This is a genomic window from Pseudorhizobium halotolerans, assembly GCF_902153235.2.
Classification (GTDB): domain Bacteria; phylum Pseudomonadota; class Alphaproteobacteria; order Rhizobiales; family Rhizobiaceae; genus Neorhizobium; species Neorhizobium flavum.
Genome location: NZ_CABFWE030000004.1, coordinates 21,423 through 45,257, shown reverse-complemented (window position 1 = coordinate 45,257; position 23,835 = coordinate 21,423). Strand labels below are relative to the sequence as shown.

Here is a 23,835-nt window from a genome sequence, read left to right as displayed (position 1 = left end):
GGCATCAAGTCTAGCCGATAAGTCCGCGCCGCTGAATCACTTTTCGGCGCCACATTATCGAGGATCTCCGGGAACAAATTGCCCGCCCACGGAATTGCCCCGGCGACATTCGACCTCAGGAGCTTCCATGCGATATCTTCCGCTCGTCCTTGTTCTCGCCGCCTCCCCCGCCATGGCCCAGTCTCCGGAACTGGAGGAGGCCTGCGTTGCAGTGGCCCAGAACTTCCTCCTCGTTCCGGCAATCAAAACCGGCGTAGTGCAATCTTTCCCTGAACTGGAGCCGCCTGGGGCAAGGCTGACCTATACGACCCGCGACGACCCGAAGCCGAGCGACTTCACGAACGAGATCGAGTGCGAGTTCATGAGCGCGACCCCTCCGCTCACCCTCACCCGCTTCTGCATCTCCGATACATGCTATTCGGAAAACGAGCAGGAGCCTGAGAACCGCCGCCGGTACCTGGAGGTGAAGGCGCTGATGGACCGGCAGAAATAGCCGACGTCAGCCCTTCGGGAATTCCAGCCCCATTTCGCGGAATCGAGCCGGATCGTCACCCCAGTTCTCGCGCACCTTGACGAACAGGAAGAGGTGGACGGGCTGCTCGAGGATTTCCGACAGTTCCTTGCGCGCGGCCGTCGAGATTGCCTTGATGGCCTCGCCCCCCTTGCCGAGAGCGATCTTCTTCTGGCTCTCGCGCTCCACATATATCACCTGCTCGATGCGAACCGAGCCGTCCTTGCGCTCTTCCCACTTCTCCGTTTCCACGTGGGAGGCATAGGGAAGTTCCTGGTGAAGGCGCAGGAAGAGCTTCTCGCGAGTGATCTCGGCTGCGAGCTGGCGCATCGGCAGGTCGGAAATCTGGTCCTCGGGATAGTACCACGGCCCCTCCGGAAGGCGCTCCGCCAGGAAATTCATCAGGTCCTCGCAGCCCGATCCGGTGGTTGCGGAGATCATGAAAGTGCGCTCGAACTCGACCGCTTCGTTTGCAGCGGCCGCAAGCTTCAGCAGATCCTCAGCCTTCACCCGGTCGATCTTGTTCAGCACGAGGATCTTCGGCTGTTTGACCTCCTTCAGGCTTTCCAGGATCGCCTCCGCATCGCCCCGCAGCCCGCGCTCGCTGTCAATGAGGAGCATGATGACATCGGCATCCTTTGCACCGCCCCATGCGGACGTAACCATGGCGCGGTCCAGCCGCCGGCGCGGCTTGAAGATGCCGGGCGTGTCCATGAAAACGATCTGCGCATTGCCATGGATCGCGATGCCGCGGACGATGGCGCGCGTCGTCTGCACCTTATGGCTGACGATCGACACTTTCGCGCCGACGAGGCGATTGAGCAGCGTCGACTTGCCGGCGTTCGTCGGCCCTATCAGGGCCACGAAACCAGATCGCGTCTGGACTGCCTCGGTTTCGGCAGTGGGGGTGTTCTCGTTGTCTGTCATGGTTCCAATCAACCTTCGGCAGAATTCTTCTGCCATACGCCTTCGCGTTCAAGCATTTTCGTGGCGGCCACCTGTTCGGCAGCACGCTTGGACCGGTCGACGCCGGTCTCCGGTGCCACGCCCTTCACTTCCACAGTGACGGTGAAACGGGGATCGTGATCCGGTCCGCTACGGTCCTCGACTCGGTAGGAGGGCGTCACGGCGAAATTCGCATGCGCCCATTCCTGCAATTCGGTCTTGGCGTCACGCCTGGCACCGTCTGCGCGTGTCGCGCGCTCCGTCCAGTTGCGCAGGATGAACTGCCGCGCAGCCTCCAGTCCGCCATCGAGATAAAGTGCGGCGATCAGGCTTTCCACCACGTCGGCCCGAACATTCAGCATCCGCTTGCCGGTCAGCTTCTTTACGTCGGCGCCGGTGCGGATGTAGCGGTGGAGCTCGAGCTCGTCGGCCACCTGCGCGCAGCTTTCGGCGCTGACGAGCTGGTTGAGCCTGACGGACAGCTCTCCTTCGGCCGCCGCCGGGAAGGACTGGAACAGCAGCTCTGCAACACACAGGCCGAGCACCCGGTCCCCCAGGAACTCAAGCCGCTCGTAGTTCGATACCTTGGCCGAACCGGTGCTTGCATGCGTCAGCGCGCGGTCCAGCCGCTGCTTGTCGGCGAAGTGATGGCCGATCAGTTCCTCGAGCTTCGACCTGTCCTCAGCCGACAGCGCCTTCGCCTTCATTCACTCGACACCCTTGAAGAGACGATCCCAGCGCATGTTGGCCGGCCACTTCCAGAACTCTCGGAAAGAAGTGTCGTTGCCGACGGAGAAGAAGATGACGCTGGCTCGGCCGATCAGGTTCTCGGCCGGCACGAACCCGACGTCGAAGCGGCTGTCCAGCGAGTTGTCGCGATTGTCGCCCATAAAGAAGTAGTGGCCTTCAGGGACAATGAACTCCCGGGTGTCGTCACCGCGCGAGTTCGGCACCTGGTCCAGCGTGTCGTAACTCACACCATTGTCCAGGGTCTCGCGGAAAATCGGGACGTCGGAACCAGGATCGAGCCGGTAGTCGGACGTGAAGCCACCGTTCGGCTGGCGCGGAACAGCCTCTCCATTGATGTGGAGAACCCCGTTCGTCACCTGGATACGGTCACCGGGCAGGCCGACGACGCGCTTGATGTAGTCCACATCCGTGTCCGTCGGCAGGCGGAAGACGATCACGTCGCCGCGGTCAGGCTCGCTGCCGAAGATGCGGCCGTCGAAGAGGTCCGGCGAAAAGGGCAGCGAATACTTGGAATAGCCGTAGGCAAACTTGTTGACGAAGATGTAGTCACCGACGAGCAGTGTCGGCATCATCGAGCCCGACGGAATGGTGAAGGGCTGAAAGAAGACGGTCCGGATGACCATCGCCAGCAAAAGCGCCTGGATGATGACCTTGATGTTTTCCCAGAGGGCGCTTTGTTGCTTCTTGTCGGCTCTGTCGGACACTGGCGGTCTTTCTCTTCAGTCACTTGGTGCGGGTGTGCGGCATTCTCTAGCCCCTTAGTCAAGCGGCGGCAATGGTTCAATCGGTCGCCGGCCGGGCTTCGATGACGACGAAGGCTTGCGCATAGGGGTATTCATCCGTGATGGTGACGTGAACAAAGGCGTCGTGGCCGGGCGGTGTCAGGCCTGCGAGGATGGCGGCAGCACCTCCGGTAAGGGCCATGGTCGGCTTTCCGCCCGGCAGGTTCACGACGCCCATGTCCTTCCAGAATACGCCCTGCGCCAGACCGGTGCCGAGAGCCTTCGAACAGGCCTCCTTCGCGGCAAACCGCTTCGCATAGGACGCCGCGCGATTGCGCCGCCGGTCGGATTTCGTTCGTTCGATTTCGGTAAAGCAGCGCTGGGTGAAGCGCTCCCCGAAGCGTTCCAGCGATTTCTCGATGCGACGGATGTCGATCAGGTCACTGCCCATACCAATGATCACGGCCCCTCCTTCCGGGAGGGTCCCGGCGTCTTCGGATGCTTCACGCTCATGAATTGAGCATTGAGGAAGGCCGCGTCAAGCGCGTCCTCACATTCGGATTGCCTCACTGGGCAAATCGACCGCAACGATGACCTAGAGCCGTTCCTAGAAACTCTTGCGGAAAAGGCCACGCTCGACCTGGCGCTGGCGATATTCCAGTTCCACGCGATCGATCGAGTCATTCAGATAGGCAAGTTCCCGCTCTTCGATTGTCGGGCCGCGCAATGCGCGAGCCATCTTCCGGACTGAACCAAACATCTGCTTCTCTCTTTCCACTTATGCTGCACCGCAACAATATAGGGGTCAGAATGTGTTTCCACCAATGCAGACATGGTGCGCCTGCCCTGCTCTCCCGGCATGCCGGAAGAACTGCAGGCGATCAGTCGTAGAGACGCTTGACGGTCGAGATGCAATCCAGGTCCTTCAGCTGCGTCAGCAACTGGTTGAGCTGGCGAAGATCCCAGACCTCGACATCTAGAACGATCTCGGAGAAGTCGGCGGCAACCCGTCCCATGTCGAGGTTGCGGATATTGATGTCGAGCCCGGCGATGGTCTGTGCGACCGTGGCTAGAGTGCCGGGCTCATTCAGCGCGTTCATGAAGATCCGGGCTGCAAAGCGCGACTTGTTGCTGTCATCGAGGTCCCAGCGCACGTCGATCCAGCGCTCCGGCTGTTCGTCGAAATGCTGCAATGCCGGCGCCTGGATGGGATAGATGGTGATCCCGCTTCCCTCTTCCATAATGCCGACGATGCGGTCGCCCGGCACGGCACCACTCGGCGCAAACTTGACGTGCATGCTGCTGGAGAGCCCGCGGATAGGAACCGGAGAACGATCTTGACCTTCGGCTCCAGCTTCCTCCGCCGAGCGGCCGGGAACACGGAACATCATGCCGGAGACGCTGCGGACATTGAACCAGCCTTCGTCAGTCGAAGGTTTCACGGTGACGCGTTCGTCCTTGTAATCCGGGTAGACGGCGCGCATCACATCGAGCGACGAAAGCTCGCCGCGGCCGACTGCCGCAATGGCGTCCTCCACGTCCTTCTGGCCAAGGCGATGAAGGGCGGGTTTCAGGCTCTCGCGCGAGAAGATTTTGCCGGCGCGTTCGAAGGTGCGTTCGAGTATCCGATAGCCAAGGCCGGCATACTGCTTGCGGATCGCCATGCGGGTCGCACGGCGGATGGCTGCGCGGGCCTTTCCGGTGACGACGATCTCCTCCCAAGCCGCCGGCGGCACCTGTACGCCGGAGCGGATGATCTCCACCTCGTCGCCATTGTTCAACCGGGTGACGAGCGGCATGATCCGGCCGTTGATCTTGGCCCCGACCGTGGTATCGCCGATGTTCGTATGCACGGCATAGGCGAAATCGATCGGGGTCGCGCCGCGCGGCAGGGCGATCAGCTTGCCCTTCGGTGTGAAGCAGAAGACCTGGTCCTGGAACAGCTCGAGCTTCGTGTGCTCGAGGAATTCCTCCGGATTGTCGCCCTCCGACAGCGCCTCGATCGTGTGTCTCAGCCAGGAATAGGCGTTGGACTCCTTGGAGAGGAGTTCATTGGCGCCACCGTCCTTGTAGAGAGCGTGCGCGGCGATACCGTATTCGGCGATCTCGTGCATGCGCCTGGTGCGGATCTGCAGCTCGATGCGCTGTCGTGATGGACCGACGATGGTGGTGTGGATCGAACGGTAGTCGTTCTGCTTCGGGGTCGAGATATAGTCCTTGAAGCGGCCCGGAACGACGCGCCAGCGGGTATGGACGATACCGAGTGCCCGATAGCAGGCGGGGATGTCACTGACGAGGATGCGAAAGCCGTAGACGTCGGAGAGCTGCTCGAACGACAGCGACTTCGACTGCATCTTTCGGAAGACCGAGTACGGCTTCTTCTGGCGTCCCTTCACGACGGCATCGGTCAGACCGTTCGCGACCAAGAGATCCCGAAGCTCATCCTCGATCTTGCTGATCAGTCCTTCGTTGCGCGTCGAAAGCTCCGCGAGGCGGTTCGTGACCGTCTCGTAGGCTTCGGGGTTGAGATAGCGGAAGGAGAGGTCCTCCAGCTCGTCGCGGACATCCTGCATGCCCATGCGCCCGGCAAGCGGCGCATAGATGTCCATGGTCTCTTCGGAGATCCTCGCCCGCTTCTCCGGGTTCATGTGCTCCAGCGTACGCATGTTGTGGAGCCGGTCGGCCAGTTTGACGAGCAGGACGCGCACGTCGTCTGAGATGGCAAGCAGCAGCTTGCGAAGGTTCTCCGCCTGCTTGGCCTTCTTCGTGACGAGATCGAGCCGCTTGAGCTTGGTCAGCCCCTCGACCAGCCGGCCGATATCCTCGCCAAAAAGCTCGTCGATCTCGGCGCGGGTTGCCGTCGTGTCCTCGATCGTGTCGTGCAGGAGCGCGACCGCGATGGTCGACTCATCGAGATGCATGTCCGTCAGGATCGCCGCGACTTCCAGCGGGTGGGAGATATAGGGGTCGCCGCTGGCCCGCCTCTGCTGCCCATGCTTCTGCATGGCGTAGACATAGGCCTTGTTGAGCAGAGCTTCGTTGGCATCGGGCTTGTACTTCTGAACCCGCTCAACAAGCTCATATTGCCGCATCATGCCGGAAACGATCCTAGACTAGAAAAACGAAAAAGGCGCGCCGGGGGTTGAAGCCGGCGCGGCCATCTTAATGCAGATAGTCTTCTTTGAGGCCAGAAGATGAACGATTAGTAATCGTCGCTCTTTTCCGGCGGAACAAGCCCCTCGATGCCGGCAAGAAGCTCCTCCTCCGACATCTGGTCGAAGGTTACGGCTTCGGGCAGGTCTTCCTCTTCCTCGCCGCGATCAGCTGCCGTCACTGCGCCTGCATTGGTGGCGAGCAGCGACGACGGATCGGGCTCGGGCTCGTCCACCTCGACATGCTTCTGCAGGGAGTGGATGAGATCTTCCTTGAGATCATCCGGAGACAGGGTCTCGTCGGCAATCTCGCGCAACGCAACGACAGGGTTCTTGTCGTTGTCGCGGTCCACCGTGATCGACGCACCCTGGGAGATCTGACGTGCACGATGGCTGGCCAGAAGCACGAGCTCAAAGCGGTTGTCGACTTTATCGATGCAATCTTCTACGGTGACACGGGCCATTGCCTGTCCTTTGCGGTCGTTATCTCGGGAATTCAGACGCCCGATACAGGGATTGACGGTCGAATTCAAGTTTTTCCTGATCAGCAAGCCGTCGCGTCGCCTCCACCGAGCCGCAGTGCAAGGTTTTACCCCTTAAAGTCCTTGGAGAAATGCGAATCGTGACATAAATGCGCTTACATCAACGATTGGTAATTTACCGGGATGTTGATCCATCGCACGGTCGAGCGAGGCGGAGCGATGTAACCTGCACAAGCAGGCAATAATAAACGGGATGGAGGAAAAATGTTTGACCCCAGAGAGAAGATTGCACTCTTCATTGATGGTGCAAATCTCTACGCTGCTTCCAAGAGCCTCGGCTTCGACATCGATTATCGCAAGCTGCTGAAGGCCTTCCAGAAGCGCGGATATCTCCTGCGGGCCTATTATTACACCGCCCTCATCGAGGATCAGGAATACTCCTCCATCCGGCCGCTGATCGATTGGCTCGACTACAACGGCTACAAGGTCATCACAAAGCCGGCAAAGGAATTCACCGACTCCATGGGCCGCCGGAAGATCAAGGGCAACATGGACATCGAGCTTGCCATCGATGCCATGGAGCAATCGGAGACGGTCGACCATCTAGTGATCTTCTCCGGTGACGGCGACTTCACGACGCTGGTGGAGGCCCTGCAGCGCAGGGGCCGCAAGGTCTCCGTCGTGTCGACGATGGCGACGCAACCGCCGATGATCGCAGACGACCTGCGCCGCCAGTCCGACCATTTTATCGATCTCGCGTCGCTGCGATCCGAGATCGGCCGCGATCCTTCGGAGCGCCCCCAGAGGGCCGTGGAGCCCGCCGAGCCGCAAGCAGACTAGGAAAGTTCGGCGGCCGTCAGGCTGCCGTCCCGGCCTTGGGCAGGGAGGCAGCAGATGCCTTGCGGGCACGAAAAATCGCTTCGGTCACCAGCGCGACGGGGATGCCGATCGCCAGCGGGATGAAGAAGTAGATCACCCTGAAGGCCACAAGCGATCCGATGGAGGCCTGATCCCCCATCACATGGCGGACGGTCGCCTCTAGCACGCCGAGGCCGCCCGGAGCGTGGGTGACGATGATTGCGACATTCGCCAGCACGTAGGCAGTCGCCGCCTTCAGATAGCTGACGTCGGACGCCGCAGCCATCACCTCTCGCAGTGCTGCGGCGACCAGCGCGAAATTCACCGTTCCGATCACCACCTGGGCAAGGGCCAGACGCAGCGGCGGCATCTGGAACGTCCACTTGCGAACTCGGACCGGTGCCCTCGCGAACTTCGCCAGGGCGAGATAGCCGGCGACTGTCGCAAGACACGCGACGCCGATCGCCAGAACGGTCGCCTCGTTAACCCGCAGGACTTCCGCGCCATCCGCCGGATTGATGATCATGACGATGCCCGTCAGCATGGCGAGGCCAATGCCGACGGTGACGCCGGAAAGCAGCACGATCTTTGCTACGTCCTCGGTATTCATCCCCCAGTGGGCGTAGTAGCGATACCGAAGGCCGCCGCTACTCAAGCCAGCCAGCCCGACGCTCTGGCCGATGGAGAGGCTGACGAAGGAGGCAAGCGCGATCTTAGGATAGGCGAGGTCGTTCTTCACGTATCGCACGCCCGCCCAGTCGAAGCCGGTAAGACAGACATAGGATGCGGCACAGTAGCCGAGCGCGGCAACAAGATTTGCGGTCGGGATCTCCGACACGGACTGGACGATGTCCGACCAGGTGTATTCGCTGAAGATATTCCAGAGGAGATAACCTGCGAGGCCGAGACCCAGGACGAGGGTACCGTAGGTCAGTATCGTTTTGCGCTTCATGAACCGGCTCATGTGAGGATGTCGCCGACAACGGCAGGAGCAGGCTTTTGTTCCGACCTCCGGCGCATTACACGCGGTGCAGCACCGCGGTGAAAGAGGGATCGGCGGGATTGTAACCCGGTGCATTGAGAAGGAAGCGACTATTCGTCTGCTGCAACTCCTCGACCTGGTCGAGGTGGAACAGCCGCCAGCCTTACCCGGTGCCCGAAACCTGCCACGCACTCAGCGCAAGATGGCCCTGCCGATCCTTGCCGAGGATATGAGGCAAGACCGTCCTGTCGGCACCATGGTAGCGGAGGAAGATGATCAGCCGGTCGGTTATCGCGGTTTCGATCAGCGGCTGGAAGGTGTTGCTGCGGCTAACTGGCATGGCACAGAACGCATGCAGCGTCGCATAAGTTCACCTGGACGAGCCGCGCGACCAGCCTGCAATTTCAGTTGTCCTTCAGCAGCCGGCTCTTCTGACGGTTCCAGTCGCGTTCCTTCTCCGTCTCGCGCTTGTCGTGGAGCTTCTTGCCCTTGGCGAGCGCCAGTTCCAGCTTGGCCCTACCGCGGTCGTTGAAATAGATCTTCAGCGGCACGAGGGTCATGCCTTCGCGGTTGATCCCGGCCCGCAGGCGGCTGATCTCGCGCTTGCTGAGGAGCAGCTTGCGACGTCGGCGCGGCTCGTGGTTGAAGCGGTTTGCCTGCAGATATTCCGGCAGATGCGAATTGATCAGCCAGATCTCGTCGCCCTCGTCGGACGCGTAGGATTCGGCGATGTTCGCTTTGCCTTCGCGCAGGGACTTGACCTCGGTCCCGGTGAGAACGAGGCCGGCCTCATAGGTGTCCATGATCTCATAGTTGAAGCGGGCCTTGCGGTTCTCCGCGACAATCTTGTTCACCGTCCTCTGGCTGCCTTTGGGGGCCATCTGTCTCCACCACGCCCTTCGATACCGGAATGCCACCGCGGGAGGGCATTCCCGCGGACCACGTGTCATGTAATGCGGGCGGCGGGGAAAGTGAAGCAGTCCGGACTAGTTGAGCAGGCCCGCGTGCCGAAGCGCTGCATCGATTGCAGCCTCAGTCGAAGCTTCCAGCGACGACATCAGCGGCGAACGCACCGCCCGGCTCAGGCCTCGCGTCCGCCACAATCCGTACTTGGCGCCGCAGACGCCCGGCTCGAGGAAGATCGCCTTGTGCAACGGCATCAGCCTGTCCTGGTAATCCAGCGCCTTGGCGTAGTCACCCGCAAGGGTCGCCGCCTGGAAGTCGGCACAGAGGCGCGGCGCGACGTTTGCCGTCACCGAAATGCATCCGACGCCGCCATGGGCGTTGAAGCCGAGCGCCGTCGCATCTTCGCCGGAAAGCTGGATGAAGTCCTTGCCACAGGTGATCCGCTGCTCGGAGACACGCTCCAGCTTGCCGGTCGCATCCTTGACGCCGGCGATGTTGGAATGGGCCTTGGCCAGCGCCCCCATCGTCTCCGGCGTCATGTCGATCACTGAGCGTCCGGGGATATTGTAGATGATGATCGGCAGCTTCACAGCCTCGGCGACGGCCGAAAAATGCGCGAACAGACCCTTCTGGGTGGGCTTGTTGTAATAGGGTGTCACCACCAGAAGCGCATCCGCCCCTGCCTGTTCCGCATGGGTTGCAAGCTCGATCGCTTCGCGGGTGTTGTTCGATCCTGCACCTGCAATGACAGGAACGCGCCCCGCCGCAACCTCGATGCAGAGTTCGACGACCCGTTTGTGTTCGGCATGGGAAAGGGTCGGAGATTCGCCGGTCGTGCCGACCGGCACCAGACCGCTGCTGCCCTCGGCGATCTGCCACTCGACATGATCGGCAAAGGCGGCTTCATCCACCGCACCCTCTGCCGTGAAAGGCGTGACGAGTGCGGGCATCGATCCCTTGAACATGCATAAGCTCCCACCGGCCGGCAGTTCACGCTTCGGCCGCATTCCGTGACTAAGGTGGCGCACAATAGAGCGGTGGGAATGCGACGACAAGCGGATGCTGACGCGATTTCTGATGGTGAACCGCGGCGCCAAACCGGCGCAGTTTCAATGATGCTGGTAAGCTTTCGTTAATCTACGAAGCAGCTAATGTAATAAGAGGAATCGCTTTCTTGTCGCGAGTCGCCGCATGAAGAAGCCTGCCCTGTTGCTGACCGCCATCGGTCTCGGTCTTTCGGGACCCGGCGCCATGGCCGATCCCCTCGCCAAGGGTCCGGCACCCCTTCCCTATGCCGAACCTGCCGGCGCCAACGCAGCCTTTCCGATGGCACTGGATGTCATAGCGCCTTCACGAGGCAGCAGGCTTGCCCCGGCTCCAGTCCTGAAAGCCGGCCTCGACGCATTGTCCGACGATGATGCGAAGCGGGCGTTCGTCGTGCGTGACAGCCTGCCGGAGGGCTCGGTCGAGCGCCAGGCACTCACCTGGGCGCTCGCCATGTCCGGCCTTGCCTCCGTCTCGTCGCAGCAAATCGAAGCAGCACGCCAGGAATTGAAGGACTGGCCGGGGCTGGACGATCTCCGCCTGCGCTACGAACGCGCGCTCTTTCGCGAGAACCCGGGCGCTGACAAGGTGATGGCGGCATTTAGCGATGCCGAACCGCAGACCGCCGAAGGGCTCTACCTGCTGGCGAAGGCACGGAAGGACTTCGGGAAGAGTGAGGCGGCTGCAACAATCCGTCGCCTCTGGACCTCCGACGCCCTGTACACGGCGCTCGAGAACCGCATCCTCAAGGAATTCTCCTCCACCCTGACGGTTCGTGACCACAAGGCGCGGATGGATTATCTCATGTATCGAGGCCGCGTCAGCCAGGCGAAACGCTTCTCGCAACTCGGCGAGGCGCAATCGCTTTACAAGGCCTGGGCTGCCCGGATCAACGGGGCGCGAAACGCCGAGGCACTGCTGAAGGCCGTGGACCCTTCTTGGAAAGACGATCCGGCCTTCCTGTTCCTTCAGATCGAGGCGCTCCGGCGCAAGGACAAGTATCGCGAGGCGGCTGCGCTTCTTGCAAAGGCGCCGCGGGATTCGTTGCGGCTGATCAATACGTCCGAGTGGTGGGACGAGCAGCGCATCATCGCCCGCGGGCTTGCGGACCAGGGAGACTACAAGGCCGCCTATGCGATCGTTTCCGCACATGCTGCAACGCAGCCGACGGACATTGCCGATGCCGAGTTCCATGCGGGGTGGTATGCACTCCGCAACCTGAACGATCCGCAGAAGGCCGCCGGCCATTTCCGGCGCATCCTCGAAGCCTCCAGCAGGCCGATCTCGGCCTCGCGCGCCTTCTACTGGCTGGGGCGCGCCGCGGAGGCAGCGCAATCCGAAGAGGCCGAAGCGCACTATCGCAGCGCGGCAGCCCATACCGGGAGCTTTTACGGCCAACTCGCCGCGGCACGCCTGAACATGTCGGCCCTTTCCGTGCAACCGCCCTCGCCCACCGAGGACGACCGCCGGAATTTCAAGCAGCGGCCGCCAGTAGCGGCCCTCGACCGGCTGGAGGCTGCCGGCCATGAAAAGCGTACTGCTGCACTGCTGCAGGCACTCGCAAGGCAGATCGAAAGCCCGGGAGAGCTTGCCCTGCTCGCCGAGCGGGCCGAACGCAGGAAAGACCACAACCTGGCGCTCCAGATCGGCAAGTCCGCCTTCTACGAGGGACGGGATGTCGCGGCCCTTGCCTTTCCGACCGGCGCCATTCCCGCCGGCGCCAATATTTCGGGTTCCGGCAAGGCGCTTGCCTATTCGATTGCTAGGCAGGAAAGCGCCTTCAACCCGACGGCCGTATCGCCCGCCAATGCACGCGGACTGCTGCAGTTGCTGCCGAGCACTGCGAGGGCTGTGGCCAAGCGACACGGACTAGCCTATGCACCTGAGAAGCTGACAAGCGACCCCGGCTTCAATGCCACCCTGGGCGCCCACTATCTCGGCGAACAGATCGACTCCTTCGGCGGATCCTACATCCTCACCTTCATAGCTTATAATGCGGGTCCGCGGCGCGTGGGCGAATGGATCGCGCGCTACGGCGACCCGCGCGGGAAGCCGATTGACGAGGTGATCGACTGGATCGAGCGCATCCCCTTCCCCGAGACCCGCAATTACGTTCAGCGGATCATGGAGAACTATCAGGTCTACAAGGCGCGGCTGGGACAGACGACGGATATCGTCGGAGATCTGCGCGACGGACGGCAGCATCCGGATGCGACCGTGCAGATCACCGATGTCAGCCTGGCGGAGAACTGATCTTCGAAGCCGCACATGATCGCCGCCCTTTGATATGCAAAAAAGCCCGGCAATTGCCGGGCTTTCTCTTTTGCGACGGTCAGTGCAGCGATCAGAAGTTACGCTGCAGTCGGACGATGCCGCCCCATGCTTCCGACGAGTCGTCATAGGCAACAGAAACTTTCGACGCCAGGCCGTCGGTGATTGCGTAATTCACCGTCGCGCCAGCCGTCCAGTAGTCCGGGCCACTGAAGTCGCCTTCAGCATCGATAGCCGTGTTCCAGAAGTACTGGAACTCCGGGATGATCTGGAGCTTTTCGGTCGCATTGAACGCATAGGCCGTGGCGAGGGTCCACTCGGCGCCGCCATAGTAGAAGTTATAACCGGAGGAGTAGACGCCGGCCAGGTAGAAGGTGCCGGGGCCGAGGTTTGCCGATGCGATCACACGGACCGCACCATCGTCGTTCGCGAAGTCATAGGAACCGAGCAACTCCGCCGAAATCGGACCGAACGTTCCCTGGACGACAGCTTCCAGACCGACGCTCTGACCACCACCAAGATCGGGATCGTCGCCGGTGAAGGTGCCGAGGTACTCTTCGCCCGTCAGTTCATCGAGCTGAATACCGGCGGTCCAGGCGTCGCCCTCATAGATATAGGCAATCGCGGTCACGCGATTGGAGCCGAGAGCGTCCAGTTCGCCCGGCAGGTCATTGGCATCCCACCAATTGAGGTAGGTACCGGCCTTGAAGCCGCCGAGCTGCAGATAGACTTCATCGAAGTAGAAGGCGTCGTCGGTTGCGCCGGTAGCGGCCGGGTATTCGGAGGTTTCAGCCTGCATAGCGATGTAACTGGTCAGTTCGCCCAGTTCGGTGTCGCTCTTGGCGGTAACTTCAATGCGACCGCGGGTGTAGGCATCCCAGTTGTCGCCGCCGTAAGTGTCTTCGCTGTTCCAGCTCACCTCGAAGCGGACATAGCCGCCGATCTTGAGGCAGGTTTCGGTCCCTGGGATGTAGAAGTAGCCAGTGCCGAATGCGTCGCAAACGCGGACATATTCCATGGGTTCGGGTTCGGCAGCGATGATAGCATCGGCGGCCTGTGCGCCGGAGACTGTTGCAAGTGCAGCAGCGGAGCCGAGGAGAAGGCTCTTGATCGTCATGTTGACTCCAGTCAGGAAAGGATCGGGCCCCCGTGGACCATCCACGGAAACCAAAAAAGCCGCACGACGGCGACTTCACTCCCAGGGCATCTCCCAACCGAATGACCTTCTTTGGGCCACCCTCTCATTTAAGAGAGCTCCCCCGAATGTCGGGGGAGCTCCTTGATATTAGAACGAGCGCTGAAGACGGACGAAGCCATCCCAGTAGTCTTCGTCGCCGGCACCGCGACGGTTGCCGTCGTTCCACTGCGCGGATACCTTCATGGCCAGGCCAGAAGTGATCGCGTAGTCAACAGTCAGACCAGCGCGCCATGCATCGTCACCGTCGAAGTCGTCACCGTCAAGATCGACATTCGAGAAGTACTGAACACCAGGGGTGATCGTGAACTTGTCGGTTGCCTTGAAGGAGTACGAAGCAGCAATCGTCCACTCGGAAGCGTTGTAGTAGACGTTGTAGCCCGATGCCCAGATACCAGCGAGCTGAAGGGCGCCCGGACCGATCTCAGCGGAAACGAGAGCGCGGATTGCGCCGTCTTCGTTTGCAAAGTCGTAGGAACCAAGCAGGTCGACCGAAGCCGCGCCGAGCGAAGCGGTTACGATAGCTTCAAGACCGAAGTCCTGACCGCCGCCGCCGCCGAGTTCAACGTTGGTCAGCTCGTCGAGCTGAAGGCCAGCCGTGAACGCGTCGCCCGTGTAGATGTAGGCGATCGAGGTGGCGCGGGTCAGCGAGCCGAGCGAATCGGTTTCGCCGTTGATGCCCTTATCCCACCAGTTGAGGTAGGTACCAGCCTTGAAGCCGCCGAGCTGCAGGTAGACTTCGTCGAAGTAGAAGTCACCCGTGGAGCCGGTGCCAGCCGGATAGTCCGAAGCATCAGCCTGCAGAGCGATGAAGCTGGTCAGCTCGCCGAGTTCGGTGTCGCTCTTGGCGGTAACTTCCAGACGACCGCGGGTGAATGCATCCCAGTTGTCGTCGGCGTAGGCGCCATCGCGGCTGTCGAAATCAACCTGGAAACGGACGTAACCGCCGATCTTGAGGCAGGTTTCGGTGCCCGGGATGTAGAAGTAGCCGGTGCCGAATGCGTCGCAAACGCGAACGTATTCCATGGGCTCGGGCTCGGCAGCGATGATAGCGTCGGCTGCCTGTGCGCCGGAGACTGCTGCGAGGGCAGCAGCGGAGCCGAGAAGAAGGCTCTTGATGTTCATTTTTGACCTCCAGTCAAAGTTTCGTATGGGTCTGGGTTCTTTTGCTGAAGGACAGCGTTCCCTGCCCCATCCCCGTCGATTGCCAGAAGACGGACGATCCACCGCCTCGCTTCCGAGAGTGAAAATACAAGAGGCGGTCCGCCATGCAATCCGGAACTTCAGCCATTCCACATTCCTGAACCCGCTTACGGCAGCCCTGTTGCTGAAAGGACACAAATGTGGCGGGCGGGCCCCTGAAAGGTTTACACTCTCTTAAGAAATGGCAGGCGTCACAGGCACTTACGTCGCTCTGATCGGCAGCGCCGGGGGCAGATTCTGCGGAATCCGGCCCGATTCGCGCCATAAAGAGACGGTGGCGCTCAGGTACATGACGCGCATGCTCGTCACGGCCCGTCCTCCACCGACACCACTCACGGTGACTCGATTCGCGATCCGTCAGCGATTCTCTGCGCGGAAACGCAGTGCGTCCGATTCTGCCGGAACAAGGCTGCCGAACGGGGCGTTTTTGGAGGACAGTACAAGACGGAAAGGTCGGACCATGTCCAACGCAAGAAATGACGGCATCGGCAACGAACCGTTCAACACCGGTACAAGCTCCACGAACTTCGGCAGCTCCGTAGAGAGCCAGGCGCAGATTGCTGACGCCGAGGCGGCGGCCACAGCGACAAGCGATGGCGAGCTTCTCAATATCTACCGCCTCGTCCCGGTCGCGCCGGCCAATGACGCACGTTGGGACAATGCGCCGGAACCGCGAGAGATCACCGTTGCCGCCCGAACGGCCGGAGACGCCCGGATCGTGGCGGCCGGAAGCGAGCTGGATTACATGGAGGTCGAGGCTTTACCCGGTGAGGATGTCACGACCCGGCATGCCAGCATCTTCCGCGACGAGAAGGCCTATACGGTCATAGAAGTAGAACGCGGTCGACGCGACCTACAAAGGGGGATGCTTCAAGGCGACATCCGAGTGGACACGATCACTCCACTTCAAACCTAATCACCGTCCTCGGCTGATTGCTGACGCATGGGAGAGGAAGGGGGTGCGAGTTCAAGAATGCGACCTGCGGTCGCGTGTCGAGGTTTGGCATCCGATAAAGCTTATAAGGACGCTCGGTCGAAGGCTGCGCTATGCGGAACGGTCAGATTTGCTGGATGCGGCGACCACTCCGGTTCTGCGACCGCTGGTGGGGCCGCAGAGCTTGTTAAAGGTGGGGCTCGCTATCCTATTTCGCACTGGCGGATGGACGATCTATGGCGTTACCAGCAGCCGCCGCCCACCTTGGGGCGGCAAACATGCTTAGTGTCTTAACCGGCGAGGCGCACCTTTCTTGGTCTGGCTTCATTCCCAAGCCTCTCGCGTCCCTCGTTTCAGTTTCAGCTTTCCCCCACCGGCGTTCAAGAAGGGCGATTCAAATGGAAACGTCGTTTGATGGAGTAACGGGGGGAAGACGGTAACGGTCAAATAACGACGTTTGCGCGGTGGTAAGGTGATATCCTCCCCGTTGAAGTTGGCCCCCCCAACTGCTCCTTAGGCGTCGGGACACAAGTGTGGCGACAATTCGCGACTTCTTGGGATCGCTCTGAAGAGTTCATTGCCGTCAGCCCAATATCAATCAGTCGAAGACCTGCTCCACCAGCGCACCGGCACTCGGGCCACCCATCTTTCTCAACTCTCTCGGTACGTCCCCGACGACGCTCCGGGCGAAACTAGGCAAAGAAGCACGGTAACAGTCTCCCGTTGACGGACCACGCATCGCCTCCACACGCTTGCTACACCCTGCTGACCTTCGCGCTGCTCCGCCAAGCGGGTGTCCCTGACTCGGTCACAATCTTCGTCCCCTCCCGTTTCTCGCAAACGCCGTTTGGATCTGAATCAGGCTTTCGGAAGTCAGCAACGTCCTTCTAGTGAACGGAATCACGCCTCCAGTGACATGAATCAGATTATCACAAATAATGGAAAATCGGCGTGAGGTACGGGCAAGGCCAGACAATTCGGCGTGCACCGGATTCTTTCCCTGGAGCTCTTTGCGTTTGTTCATCTTAGCTCCGCTCGAAGGCCATACGTGCTTCGACGCAGGTGTGCGTAGTAAGGGCCGTTGATTGTCCTTAACGCTCTCCGACGCAATCGAGCATGTTCCAATGGGCAGCCGCTAGTCCCGCCATGATTAGGGTCCTGATCTCGGCGCGCTGTTCGAGCGCGACCGCACTCAGGAGGTTAGGGTGAGTTGGCAAGTCTTGATGTTCCAGACACGTTATTGTCATGGGCGCAATCTACGATCGTTTCGTCTGTGGCTTGGGGTTCCGTTACCGGCTGGCCCCTTCAACTGGGTTGTCGGAGAGCGATCCAATATGGGTTCGGTGATCGAGATTGCATTCAGGGTCGAGTGGGAACGCCCTGTCTTCGTTGGCGAGGGCGATCTGCTGGACCAACCGATCATGGGGCCCCGCGACGCCCTCAGATGCCTGCAGGAGCGCTTTCCCTTACGCTTCGGGCAGACCTATCGGGACGCGATCAACGCATGTATCTCTGCGCTTCTTCATGAGTGTGATCCCACCCATGCAAGGGCTTGCTTCATTGTGGCCTATGCGGAGTGCATTGTGACGATCGATGACCTCTGGCAGGACATTACGTGCGATTAAACTCGATCGAGAAACAGGCGTGGGCTCGTCGCGAAGCACCATAGTCCTCGAACTCTCGATGAAGATATGAATGGAAAAAGGCGGCGCAAAAGGCCAAATAGAAGCTCCCAAGCCTTTCGAAGCTGAAGGGAAATTGGGCTCAGGCAAAGCGGCCGAACTGAAGGCACTGGGGACGAACACAGCATGGTTGCGAGAAGCAATTCCCAAGTGAGGTATCGCCTCAACAATTGGACCGCTGGTGTGGTGGCTACGTCGGTCTTTCTGACGCCGTTGGCCCTGGGCGGTAACCGCCCGGCCATATGGGGTTTCTCAGCCGCTTTCCTGTTTGCCTGGAGCGCCATCTACTTCGGGCGTCTCGGCTTTGAAGATGTCTCCTTACGAGCCACTACTCGCCATTTCCGAACGATAAATGCACTTTTCTGGCTGGTGGCGGCATTCATGCTGCTGCAAATCCTGCCAATCGCCGATTTTCTGCCCCGTTCGTGGCTGGCCTTGCCGAATGAGGCCGAACCCGGTCGCTCCATTTCCGTTGCTCCAGGCGACACGGCTCTCGCCTTGCTACGGTGGCTTAGCTATGGAGTCATATTCTACCTTTGCCTGCAGATAGGGGCCAACCGTTCGCGATCGTCTTTGTTTCTGAAGGTTCTGTTTGGGATCGTTGTGGCCCATGCGATCTATGGACTGGTGCTCTACTTCGAGTTCGACGATAGCATCCTCTTCGCCGAGAAATGGGCTTATCGAGGCTTCGCAACTGGAGGCTTCGTCAACCGCAACTCCTATGCGACCTTCCTGGCGATCGGCGCCACGATAGGCTCTGCTCTGATTGGCGGCCTTATTGGAGAGGCAAACCGCTGGCTCGACCTTCTCGAGAAGCGAAGAGGCCTCTTCATCTTCATCCTGGTTGGCCTGCTCTTCATAGCGGCCGCACTGGTTCTCACCGCGTCGAGGATGGGATTCTTCGCGGCTATGTGTGGCTCAGTGTCCGCCTTTGCAATCAGCTTCCTCCGCGCTAACAAAGGCGTGAGTATGGTGGCCATCGCGACAATTGTCATAGTCGGACTGATTGTCTCCTCAACTCTGCTCGTTCTCTACGGTAACGTCCTAGTGGAGCGCCTCGGATCCGTGGAAAGCGCGGCAAATGTTCGGGCTGATCTCTACCGGCAGGTTTGGACAATGATCGTCGATCGCTTACTGCTTGGATTTGGAGGCAGCAGCTTCGACTATGCTTACCCTCTTTATCATGCCGCCCCGGTCAGCTTCGATCTGGCGTGGGACAAGACCCATAACACTTATCTTGAAATGTGGGTCAGTTACGGCGTCTTCTTCGGGACTATTCCGTTGGCAATCCTGGCAATGTGTTTCGTCACACTCTTGAAGCTGTTGCGCCCCGAAAGGAAAGACGAATCTGCAGCCATCGCGGCCATTGGCGCGCTGGTCGTCTGCGCCGTCCATTCGGCGGTTGATTTCAGCCTGGAAATTCAAGGTGTCGCCTATCTTTTCGTGGCAGTAGTTGCAAATGGAATGGGAGGTGTCGCCCAGCGATCGCTCACAAATGCCGATTAACATCTTTGAGATGCCAGTGCATCACCCAGTCGCAAAGCTCGAGACGAACACCGTTTGCGACACCTTTCGAACCTAACCGTCACGGAAACTGATCGCAGGCGTCATGCTAGCGTAAGTGCGGCTCCAAGCTAGCTTTTGCCACTATACGGGTTCTTGCGGAGCAAAAGGCTGCCGTCCGACAGCTTGACTTTCCGGCGATGACGCTGGTGAAGCCGGACTGCACATACTTTCTTTGTTGGAGCCTTGCCACCCTCGTTGGTGGTGGTTGAACTGCGGGCTTGCCTACGTGAGCCTTCCTTCAAGCTCCGGCTCCCGATCAACCCGACATGCCCCCGTCGAGGACGCTGGCTCGCCGTCTCGTCGTGAAGGTGACCAATGCGGACACCAGAGCGGATCACCAAGCGCCCCCTGTCTCTGCCGTCGGCCGACAATGCTCATCGGCATCAAGCATCATCGCAGGCTCATCCTTGAAACGAAGTCTCTGGATCTGCGATTCAACCGCAAACGCCGTTTGATGGAGTAACGGGGGGAATACAGGAGAACTGATCGAACGACGTTATCAAAACTCCGCGGATATGACGTCAGCTCACGAACCTTGACGTCGACTGCTTCTGAGGCAGGAGGCCAGAATCCATGCGCTGGTGATCCGAGCGTAAACCGTGCACATCTGCACCATGAAGGCACTGGCGTCAGTCCCGCTCATCGGCATTGTTCGGCACACTGCGCCCGATATGGGTCTTCTTGCGGAACTCCCAGCCCTGCTTCACGTACTTGTCGACCAGTTGATCGAAGGCGTCATAGGAAACACGCTTGTCGAAGCCCTGCTCCACGAGCCTGTCGACGATCAGGTCGCCGAACTTCTCCAGCTCATCGAGCTTGTCCCTGGCAGCACTCCTGGTGATGACCACGTGCAGCAGTACCCGGGCAATATCGTCACGTGACGGCCGCCGCTCGGACTTTATGCGCTTGCGATAAACCTGCTGACGCTCGCGCTGTTCCGCCAGGCGCTTGTCACCCCGTTTGTCACCCCGTTTGGCCACCTGTTCGCCCCCTCTCCTCTATCACGCAAACGTCGTTTGGATGTGAATCGCATTTCGCGACATCAGCAACACTGATCTGGATATCGGAATCGCTCTTTCAGGGAGATGAATCGGATTTCCGCAAATCATCGCCAATCGACCTGAGGTGCAGGCAAGGCGTTTCAACTCAATCCAATTTATCTCACTGGCCGCCTGTGGGTGTGATGCGGTTCATCTCTCGCAGCAATGACGACGCCCGGATGGTCGCTTCAGGACGAGAAGCGCTGCGCAACGCTACCGGTCATCACAGTCAGGCGGGGCAAACGTCGTTCGCGCCGGAATCGGAGATGTCGAGTTCTGTAACGCCGATCTCGATCCTTGAATCGTTTGCCAGCATGTTTGAATCGCAGAACCACAAATCATCTCAAATCAGGATGATGTGCAGGGAATTTGCCGCAAGGCAGAGTGCTTTGCCTGCACATCACCGTGATTTGATGCCGAACTCCGTCGAACCGCCGGGTGCCCCGCCAGGACCGCCTGTGGCCTTAGCCGTCGAACCCTTTCGTTTGTGAACCCAGCCGATAGTAGCGTGAGATCGTCCGGGCAAAGCCACGTTGCGGCGCAAGCAGCCAGAGATCGGATGTTATTCCGTGTGGGGCGTATCCCAGCCGCGGATGACCGGAGATCTCACCCCGCAGGCAGACGATTTCCCGTGTTGACAGGTGCCAGTTGTCGATCAGCGGTGCATCTTCGAGGCGGTCCTGGCCTGGCAGATCCCCTTCCCCGATGGCAACCAGGTCGTCGAGTAGCGCCTGCAGCTTCTGTATCATCCGCTCAAGTTGGCGGATCTCGCGCGGACCGTCACCATATATGATCATCTTCTTCTCCTTCAGGTTTGGCTGCCGACCGGCAGCATGGTTGTGTTGGGAATGGTGCCCGGGGCTGCGAAGGCCCCGGCGTCAGGATTGTGCCGCTATGACGAGGGGCCAGCAGACGACGGGGCGGCCATCAACGCGGCAATCTCGGGGCCTTCCAGCGTGTCTCTTTCGACAAGCGCATTGGCCAGCGCCAACAGCTCGCCTTTGTGATCCGCAAGGAGACACCGGGCCCTGTCGAAGGCTTCGTCCAGCCTGGCGCTGACACGATCAGCAAGGCCGGGCTCCACGAACAGAAGAGCCGGAATGGTGGTCGCGTCGCGATAGAGGAGTGGCCAGGCCTTGCCGCAACCGACCCTGGTCTCCATCGCAAGAGCAAGATCGGTGGCGTTCGCAAGGTCGCTTGCTGCATGTCCCCCCGAGCCCAGCGATATGCTGCCGAGGATCACCTCTTCGGCGGCCCGCCCGGCCAGATGCAGGCACAAGATGTCGAGGGCCCTGGCCTCCGTCAGGATCCGGATCTCTGCCTCGGCGGCAAGGAAGCCAAGGGCAGTCTCGGAGGCCTCGATGGAGAGCTGCCGGACCCGCCCCAGCTTGAGGCGCACGCTTGCAATGCAATGGCCGCACTCATGGACAGCGACGCGCCAGCGGAGATCGCTCGGGAGACGGGGCTGCCGTTCGCGGATAGCCCGCTCCAGATCATCCCATGTCATTGACCGGCGCTGGCGACGCGCCCGCTGGCGGGCCTCGCGAACCAGTCGCTCGATGTCGGCTCCGGTGCGACCGGCCGCCAGCAGCGCAAGTCGCCGAAAGGCATCCGCACCATGACCTGCATTCTGAATGGCGAGATCCCGTTCGCTCATCGGTTGACCTCCGCTTCCCCCTGGCTCGTCCACGCCTGGGGCGCAGTTTCCAGCACCGATGCGAGGTCGCTGCCGACATGGTGGGCAAGGATGCCGCAGAGCGCATCGACATCGGGTTTCGGGATGACGACATGCTTCTCCAGGCGGCCGGAGCGCGTCAGGGCCCTGTCGATGAACTCAGGCCTGTTCGTCGCGCCGACGATGATGACGCCGCTGGTCCTGGCAGCGCCATCCAGCAACTCCAGCAGCCGGGCGATGACCGTATTCCAGTAGTCGGCGTGATCTCTTGCATTGTCCTGTCGGCTGCCGATCGCATCACATTCATCGATGAACAGGATCGAGGGTGCGTTCCGTTGTGCTTCCTCGAAAGCCCTGGACATGCGCTTCAGGACATCGCCGAGGTAACTCGGCTGCAGCCATGTCGCGACGGACGTTGCCAGCATGGGCAGTTGCAGGCTGTTGCACAAGGCCCGCGCGAAGGTGGTCTTGCCAGTCCCAGGTGGCCCGGACAGAAGCAGCCGCGTGCTCATCTCCTCCCACTCGATCGCCCCGTCCCTCCAGAGCTTGAGGTCGCTCCTGAGGTCGAGGGCCCAGGACCTGGCTTCGCCGTAGCCGCTCAGGGTTTCGACAGTCAGCGGAAGGTGACGAGGCTTGGCTGGTGGGGAAACTGAAGAGGAGGAGTTGGTGGTGCAGGCGTCGACGAGGGTCTCTGGCTGGATCAGGCGCGATCCGGTCGACTTCACCCGGGACGTGCTGCGCCCTCCCCTCCGTGAGCCCAGGCCAGCCCCTGACTGGCCGGACGATCCACCATCGCTTTCGGCTCCCGATGCCAGCTCGAGCCGAGTGAGTTCGCCGAGCAGACGGACGGCATCTTCACGACTGCGGGATGGTCGCAGGGCAAGTATCAGGTGGTCGAAGCGGCGAAGGACGAGTTCACCTGAGGTGGTCAAGGATACCTCGCCGCCCTCGCCCCCTTGGAGCATGGCCAGGAGAGGTTGGATAAGATTCCAGTCGATTGGACGGATGGTCAATTCCAGATCGGCCGCTGCAAGCAGCGCGGGTGGAACGATAATGTCCGCTCCATGAAGAACCAGGACCTGGCTGCCCCTTGAAAGCGCCTCTGCCGCCTGCTGCTCCAGTTCGCGATGGTCCGTGTCGCCAAGATCCTCGTCATTGATCAGCCGCATCGTCCGGTCCGGCCTGATCCCCAGGTTGCGACCGGTGGAAGCGGGGCTGCCCTGGCGTTCGATCCTGGTCCTGCGCTCGAAGAGAACATCCGCCTTCAGTAACTCCACCAGCTTCTCTCCAAATCCCTCCACTTCAGACCGAATGAGAATGAGGCTGCCGGGTTGGTTGAGACGAGACAGCACCGATGACCTTGGAAGCCCGCATTCGGCAAGCGCCCGGCTCAACAAGCGCACGATCGCCAGGTTGGCGGTATCATCGACGCTGGAGAGAGCGTCCAGCAGCGCCAGCAGATACGGCCATTCGATATTCCTGCATCGCTCAGCGGCGAGCGCCTCCGCTTCGCCAGCGGAGGTCAGTCCTTCCCCGGAAATTTCCAGTTGCTGCCCGAGGGCCCGGCGTCCGCTCAGGAACATCCGCCGCAGCACGGCGAGGTCGGCAATCGGCTTGCCCGAAAGCCCATGATCTCGTGCGACAACATAGCGACGCAGGCTGTAGCCGTTGACGCTGACCCGGATTGGCACCAACAACTCAAGGGACCGGGCCACCTCGACCCTTTTCCACAATTGCCCGTGCCGAATGCGTCGCATGAGATGATTTGCAATCCGGTCGGCCGATGTGCCGGATAGTTCGGGATGGGTGAGTGCATTGTCGCCCAGGGCGGGCGGTGGAACCGCTGGTTTGGCGGGATTTGGCATGTGTTACTCCATTCGCGGAGCCCGGGGGCTCCACGTCGAACTGGATTGAACT

The 23,835-nt window shown here is 60.6% G+C and carries 23 protein-coding genes; 6 read left to right on the top strand and 17 right to left on the bottom strand.

The genetic code is table 11. The annotated features are described in order from the left end of the window. Positions 1 to 127: 127 nt before the first annotated feature. The gene (locus tag FN060_RS03490) at positions 128 to 493 is read left to right on the top strand and encodes a hypothetical protein (protein WP_142586885.1); all 366 of its coding nucleotides are present in this window, start codon (positions 128 to 130) and stop codon (positions 491 to 493) included. A gap of 6 nt (positions 494 to 499) precedes the next feature. Here the strand turns inward: FN060_RS03490 and era are convergent, their stop codons facing one another. The 7 genes from era to rpoZ all read right to left on the bottom strand — a co-directional run bounded on the left by era (position 500) and on the right by rpoZ (position 6,544). Then, positions 500 to 1,438, bottom strand: coding sequence for a GTPase Era (gene era, locus FN060_RS03485; RefSeq protein ID WP_142586884.1), 939 nt, complete (start codon positions 1,436 to 1,438; stop codon positions 500 to 502). A gap of 8 nt (positions 1,439 to 1,446) precedes the next feature. Continuing rightward, positions 1,447 to 2,163, bottom strand: a complete 717-nt coding sequence (gene rnc, locus FN060_RS03480) for a ribonuclease III (RefSeq protein WP_142586883.1) — start codon at positions 2,161 to 2,163, stop codon at positions 1,447 to 1,449. Next, positions 2,164 to 2,910 (bottom strand): signal peptidase I, encoded by a 747-nt coding sequence (gene lepB / locus FN060_RS03475; RefSeq protein ID WP_052637737.1) that lies wholly within the window; start codon positions 2,908 to 2,910, stop codon positions 2,164 to 2,166. 76 nt (positions 2,911 to 2,986) lie between these two features. After that, positions 2,987 to 3,391 (bottom strand): holo-ACP synthase, encoded by a 405-nt coding sequence (gene acpS, locus FN060_RS03470; protein WP_142586882.1) that lies wholly within the window; start codon positions 3,389 to 3,391, stop codon positions 2,987 to 2,989. A 144-nt stretch (positions 3,392 to 3,535) separates the two neighbouring features. Beyond that, complete coding sequence (locus FN060_RS03465) at positions 3,536 to 3,688, bottom strand: DUF3563 domain-containing protein (RefSeq protein WP_065814515.1); 153 nt, start codon at positions 3,686 to 3,688, stop codon at positions 3,536 to 3,538. 121 nt (positions 3,689 to 3,809) lie between these two features. Beyond that, positions 3,810 to 6,023, bottom strand: a complete 2,214-nt coding sequence (locus tag FN060_RS03460) for a RelA/SpoT family protein (RefSeq protein WP_142586881.1) — start codon at positions 6,021 to 6,023, stop codon at positions 3,810 to 3,812. A 107-nt stretch (positions 6,024 to 6,130) separates the two neighbouring features. Next, positions 6,131 to 6,544: a DNA-directed RNA polymerase subunit omega gene (gene rpoZ, locus FN060_RS03455; protein WP_052637734.1), complete on the bottom strand. Its 414-nt coding sequence runs from the start codon at positions 6,542 to 6,544 to the stop codon at positions 6,131 to 6,133. A 282-nt stretch (positions 6,545 to 6,826) separates the two neighbouring features. Here rpoZ and FN060_RS03450 point away from each other — a divergent pair, with 282 nt between their 5' ends. After that, entirely contained in the window at positions 6,827 to 7,402 is a 576-nt protein-coding gene (locus FN060_RS03450) for a LabA-like NYN domain-containing protein (protein ID WP_052637733.1), read from the top strand. Between the two features lie 16 nt (positions 7,403 to 7,418). Here the strand turns inward: FN060_RS03450 and FN060_RS03445 are convergent, their stop codons facing one another. From FN060_RS03445 to dapA, 4 genes are all read right to left on the bottom strand, one after another. Next, positions 7,419 to 8,372, bottom strand: a complete 954-nt coding sequence (locus FN060_RS03445) for a lysylphosphatidylglycerol synthase transmembrane domain-containing protein (protein WP_142586880.1) — start codon at positions 8,370 to 8,372, stop codon at positions 7,419 to 7,421. Between the two features lie 193 nt (positions 8,373 to 8,565). Beyond that, a complete protein-coding gene (locus FN060_RS03440) occupies positions 8,566 to 8,742 on the bottom strand; it encodes a hypothetical protein (RefSeq protein ID WP_183949822.1) in 177 nt (58 codons plus the stop codon). Positions 8,743 to 8,806: 64 nt separating this feature from the next. After that, complete coding sequence (gene smpB / locus FN060_RS03435) at positions 8,807 to 9,283, bottom strand: SsrA-binding protein SmpB (protein ID WP_077547011.1); 477 nt, start codon at positions 9,281 to 9,283, stop codon at positions 8,807 to 8,809. Positions 9,284 to 9,388: 105 nt separating this feature from the next. Continuing rightward, complete coding sequence (gene dapA, locus FN060_RS03430; RefSeq protein WP_077547010.1) at positions 9,389 to 10,273, bottom strand: 4-hydroxy-tetrahydrodipicolinate synthase; 885 nt, start codon at positions 10,271 to 10,273, stop codon at positions 9,389 to 9,391. A 226-nt stretch (positions 10,274 to 10,499) separates the two neighbouring features. Between dapA and FN060_RS03425 the strand changes: the two genes are divergently transcribed. Continuing rightward, positions 10,500 to 12,605, top strand: coding sequence for a lytic transglycosylase domain-containing protein (locus FN060_RS03425; protein ID WP_142586879.1), 2,106 nt, complete (start codon positions 10,500 to 10,502; stop codon positions 12,603 to 12,605). A gap of 91 nt (positions 12,606 to 12,696) precedes the next feature. Here FN060_RS03425 and FN060_RS03420 read toward each other — a convergent pair whose 3' ends face one another. Together FN060_RS03420 and FN060_RS03415 are read right to left on the bottom strand one after the other, a co-directional pair. Continuing rightward, positions 12,697 to 13,740 carry a porin gene (locus tag FN060_RS03420; RefSeq protein ID WP_142586878.1) on the bottom strand — a complete coding sequence of 348 codons (1,044 nt, stop codon included), beginning with the start codon at positions 13,738 to 13,740 and terminating at the stop codon, positions 12,697 to 12,699. A 168-nt stretch (positions 13,741 to 13,908) separates the two neighbouring features. Then, complete coding sequence (locus tag FN060_RS03415; RefSeq protein WP_142586877.1) at positions 13,909 to 14,943, bottom strand: porin; 1,035 nt, start codon at positions 14,941 to 14,943, stop codon at positions 13,909 to 13,911. Between the two features lie 538 nt (positions 14,944 to 15,481). Here FN060_RS03415 and FN060_RS03410 point away from each other — a divergent pair. The 3 genes from FN060_RS03410 to FN060_RS03400 all read left to right on the top strand — a co-directional run bounded on the left by FN060_RS03410 (position 15,482) and on the right by FN060_RS03400 (position 19,143). Beyond that, complete coding sequence (locus tag FN060_RS03410; protein WP_142586876.1) at positions 15,482 to 15,937, top strand: hypothetical protein; 456 nt, start codon at positions 15,482 to 15,484, stop codon at positions 15,935 to 15,937. Positions 15,938 to 17,289: 1,352 nt separating this feature from the next. After that, positions 17,290 to 17,580: a DUF982 domain-containing protein gene (locus FN060_RS03405; protein ID WP_183949820.1), complete on the top strand. Its 291-nt coding sequence runs from the start codon at positions 17,290 to 17,292 to the stop codon at positions 17,578 to 17,580. Between the two features lie 183 nt (positions 17,581 to 17,763). Beyond that, complete coding sequence (locus FN060_RS03400) at positions 17,764 to 19,143, top strand: O-antigen ligase family protein (protein WP_142586874.1); 1,380 nt, start codon at positions 17,764 to 17,766, stop codon at positions 19,141 to 19,143. A gap of 689 nt (positions 19,144 to 19,832) precedes the next feature. Here FN060_RS03400 and FN060_RS03395 read toward each other — a convergent pair. The 4 genes from FN060_RS03395 to FN060_RS03380 all read right to left on the bottom strand — a co-directional run bounded on the left by FN060_RS03395 (position 19,833) and on the right by FN060_RS03380 (position 23,783). Beyond that, positions 19,833 to 20,183: a hypothetical protein gene (locus FN060_RS03395; protein ID WP_142586873.1), complete on the bottom strand. Its 351-nt coding sequence runs from the start codon at positions 20,181 to 20,183 to the stop codon at positions 19,833 to 19,835. Between the two features lie 524 nt (positions 20,184 to 20,707). Beyond that, on the bottom strand, positions 20,708 to 21,040 hold the full coding sequence (locus FN060_RS03390) for a DUF6634 family protein (protein WP_142586872.1): 333 nt from the start codon (positions 21,038 to 21,040) through the stop codon (positions 20,708 to 20,710). A gap of 95 nt (positions 21,041 to 21,135) precedes the next feature. Next, on the bottom strand, positions 21,136 to 21,900 hold the full coding sequence (locus tag FN060_RS03385; protein ID WP_142586871.1) for an ATP-dependent metallopeptidase FtsH/Yme1/Tma family protein: 765 nt from the start codon (positions 21,898 to 21,900) through the stop codon (positions 21,136 to 21,138). Then, a complete protein-coding gene (locus FN060_RS03380; protein ID WP_142586870.1) occupies positions 21,897 to 23,783 on the bottom strand; it encodes an AAA family ATPase in 1,887 nt (628 codons plus the stop codon). The genes FN060_RS03385 and FN060_RS03380 overlap by 4 nt, the downstream gene beginning before the upstream one ends. Positions 23,784 to 23,835: the final 52 nt, after the last annotated feature.

Coding starts and splice junctions, on each gene's coding strand:
- FN060_RS03415 (WP_142586877.1), bottom strand. CDS start 14,943: ATGAACATCAAGAGCCTTCTTCTCGGCTCCGCTGCTGCCCTCGCAGCA.
- FN060_RS03460 (WP_142586881.1), bottom strand. CDS start 6,023: ATGATGCGGCAATATGAGCTTGTTGAGCGGGTTCAGAAGTACAAGCCC.
- rnc (WP_142586883.1), bottom strand. CDS start 2,163: ATGAAGGCGAAGGCGCTGTCGGCTGAGGACAGGTCGAAGCTCGAGGAA.
- FN060_RS03450 (WP_052637733.1), top strand. CDS start 6,827: ATGTTTGACCCCAGAGAGAAGATTGCACTCTTCATTGATGGTGCAAAT.
- dapA (WP_077547010.1), bottom strand. CDS start 10,273: ATGTTCAAGGGATCGATGCCCGCACTCGTCACGCCTTTCACGGCAGAG.
- FN060_RS03380 (WP_142586870.1), bottom strand. CDS start 23,783: ATGCCAAATCCCGCCAAACCAGCGGTTCCACCGCCCGCCCTGGGCGAC.
- smpB (WP_077547011.1), bottom strand. CDS start 9,283: ATGGCCCCCAAAGGCAGCCAGAGGACGGTGAACAAGATTGTCGCGGAG.
- era (WP_142586884.1), bottom strand. CDS start 1,438: ATGACAGACAACGAGAACACCCCCACTGCCGAAACCGAGGCAGTCCAG.
- FN060_RS03385 (WP_142586871.1), bottom strand. CDS start 21,900: ATGAGCGAACGGGATCTCGCCATTCAGAATGCAGGTCATGGTGCGGAT.
- FN060_RS03410 (WP_142586876.1), top strand. CDS start 15,482: ATGTCCAACGCAAGAAATGACGGCATCGGCAACGAACCGTTCAACACC.
- rpoZ (WP_052637734.1), bottom strand. CDS start 6,544: ATGGCCCGTGTCACCGTAGAAGATTGCATCGATAAAGTCGACAACCGC.
- FN060_RS03420 (WP_142586878.1), bottom strand. CDS start 13,740: ATGACGATCAAGAGCCTTCTCCTCGGCTCCGCTGCTGCACTTGCAACA.
- FN060_RS03425 (WP_142586879.1), top strand. CDS start 10,500: ATGAAGAAGCCTGCCCTGTTGCTGACCGCCATCGGTCTCGGTCTTTCG.
- FN060_RS03405 (WP_183949820.1), top strand. CDS start 17,290: ATGGGTTCGGTGATCGAGATTGCATTCAGGGTCGAGTGGGAACGCCCT.
- FN060_RS03490 (WP_142586885.1), top strand. CDS start 128: ATGCGATATCTTCCGCTCGTCCTTGTTCTCGCCGCCTCCCCCGCCATG.
- FN060_RS03400 (WP_142586874.1), top strand. CDS start 17,764: ATGGTTGCGAGAAGCAATTCCCAAGTGAGGTATCGCCTCAACAATTGG.
- FN060_RS03390 (WP_142586872.1), bottom strand. CDS start 21,040: ATGATCATATATGGTGACGGTCCGCGCGAGATCCGCCAACTTGAGCGG.
- FN060_RS03440 (WP_183949822.1), bottom strand. CDS start 8,742: ATGCCAGTTAGCCGCAGCAACACCTTCCAGCCGCTGATCGAAACCGCG.
- FN060_RS03445 (WP_142586880.1), bottom strand. CDS start 8,372: ATGAAGCGCAAAACGATACTGACCTACGGTACCCTCGTCCTGGGTCTC.
- FN060_RS03465 (WP_065814515.1), bottom strand. CDS start 3,688: ATGTTTGGTTCAGTCCGGAAGATGGCTCGCGCATTGCGCGGCCCGACA.